Source organism: Chromohalobacter sp. 296-RDG, from assembly GCF_029889885.1.
GTDB lineage: Bacteria > Pseudomonadota > Gammaproteobacteria > Pseudomonadales > Halomonadaceae > Chromohalobacter.
The window spans coordinates 1-2,101 of the sequence record NZ_JARANY010000153.1; the positions used below are offsets into that span (position 1 = coordinate 1).

Annotated in this window: 2 protein-coding genes and 1 pseudogene; 2 read left to right on the forward strand and 1 reads right to left on the reverse strand. The window is 58.2% G+C overall.

The genetic code is table 11. The annotated features are described in order from the left end of the window. A partial coding sequence (locus tag OP495_RS17340) for a sensor domain-containing diguanylate cyclase (protein WP_280570992.1) occupies nt 1-970 on the forward strand: 970 nt, incomplete at its 5' end. Between the two features lie 81 nt (nt 971-1,051). Further along, a pseudogene (locus tag OP495_RS17345) lies at nt 1,052-1,705 on the forward strand (IS30 family transposase); the annotation flags it as partial. A gap of 121 nt (nt 1,706-1,826) precedes the next feature. On the opposite strand, the gene OP495_RS17350 reads toward OP495_RS17345, so the two are convergent. Next, on the reverse strand, nt 1,827-2,101 hold a 275-nt coding region (locus tag OP495_RS17350; RefSeq protein WP_280570994.1), incomplete at its 5' end, for a hypothetical protein.

Sequence of the window (2,101 nt, forward strand, 5' to 3'; positions counted from 1 at the left end):
GGATACTTCGTTGGAAGAGTTGCAGCGCATCGCGCAGACCTTCAATAGCGTGGAGTATGAGCGCAATCGCGAGCGCGCGGAGCGACGCAGCCGCCAGGCCTATCTCGATGCAGTGTTGAGTTCGTCGCCATTGTCGATGTTTCTGGCCGATCTCGAGGGCCGAATCAGCTACGTCAACCCGGCCCTTGAAACCTTGACGGGATTGTCGGCGGTGTCGTTCAAGCATCGCGCCTGGTTGCGTCGTTTGCATCCCGAGGATCGTCCGGTGCTGTTTGCGCTGTGGCGCGATGTGGTAAACGGCGGCGATGGACTGTATCGTCAGTTGCGCTTTGAGTGTGGCAATGCGGGCATGATGTGGCTGGAGCTGTATACCAGTCAGGTGATGAACGGCGAGCAACCGCAAGGTGTGGTGGGATTCGTCAAGGACATTACGCATCTGCGCGCACAGCAGAAGCGCCAGCTCTGGGAAGCCGAGCACGATCCGCTGACCAGGCTTCTCAATCGGCGCGGTTTCGAGCGACGCCTAGAGGAGACCTATGGGCGTTTCCGCGAACATGGCGAAATGGCATCGTTGATTCTCTTCGATCTGGACAGTTTCAAGCCGATCAACGACGAGGGTGGTCACGCCTTAGGGGATGACATGCTGCGTGCGATTGCCCGCTGTCTGGAAGGGTGCGTGCGTCGCGACGACCACCTGGCGCGCCTGGGCGGCGATGAATTTGCCATCCTGTTACCCGGCTGCGGCAACCCACAAGCCATGCGCATCGCCGAGGAGGTCCGCCAAGCAGTAAGCGAGTTGTCGATACTGCGCAAGGGTGAGCACTACTGTGTCACCGCGAGCCTGGGGGTTTCATGCCTGGGCGTCGATGACGTTGATGCACAGGCGATGGTGAAACGCGCCGATGCCGCGAGTTATGACGCCAAGGCTCAGGGCAAGAACCGCATGATGAACGACGCGCGTTGCGAATGACGCCGCGCCCCGTACGCAACACGGAAGAGGAACGATGATGAAGCACGATACCTTGATGTTGGGCGTGGGCATGGCCGTCTAGCCGATCGGCGATGGGGAACAAGCTGGTGCCCAGAGCAAATCACCCGTCGACTGCGGATCGAATTTTCGGACGATGAGAATCTCTCACGAGGCGATCTATCAAGCACTCTACATTCAAGGCCGTGGCGCTCTGCGTCGCGAGTTTTCCGCGTGTCTGCGGCACCGGCCGAGCGTTACGAGTTCCACGCACCAGGAGACAGCAACGGGGCAAACTCTTTATCTCTCCTGAGGTCATGATCAGCCAGCGCCCGGCGGAAGTTGCAGATCGTGCTATCCCCGGTCACTGAGAGGAGGACCTGATCATCGGCCTGAACAGCTCTGCGATTGGCACCTTGGCTGAATGCACGAGCCGGTTCACGCTAATGCTGCACTTGCCGCCTATGCTTGATCATGGCTGTGGTACCGAGTCAAAAACGGACCAGCATTAGCCGGTCATGGGGCCGAAGCCGTTCGCGATGCCATCGCCGCGAAGGTTGCAACGCTCCCCGAGCAACTGCGCAAAACGCTGACTTGGATCAGGTGGCGGAACTGACCCAACACGCACAGCTACGGATTGCTACAGGCCTGGCGATCTACTTTTGTGACCCGCGAAGCCTTTGGCAGCGGGGAACGAACGAGACTACCAATGGACTGATCCGTCAGTACTTGCCCAAACAGGCCGTGTCAAAACGGAAAACTGCCTAGCTGGGTTGTCGGAGAACGGACCCGCTTCATTCGGTTGGGTTTCTTTGGGGTATTGCGGCGGTCAATCAACAGCCGATAGACTGCCCAGCCCTCAGGCCGGCATCGCTTTCAACCGAGCTTTTAGCGCTTCGGTGCCGATGTGGTTCATCAACCGTTTCAGGTTGTAGGCCAGCACGGCTAAACTGATTACTCTTCGCCCTTTTCTGAAGCCTCTGACCAGCAAACGGCGGCGTTGGTCATGATGAGGCTTATCACGATGAGCCTCATCATGGTCAGCTTCATCGAGCTCATTTAGCCAGGCATCAATGCGCTCGTTTAGCCGCTGTTCATCACGTTTTAAGTCCTCAGACTTGACGACTCGTTTCT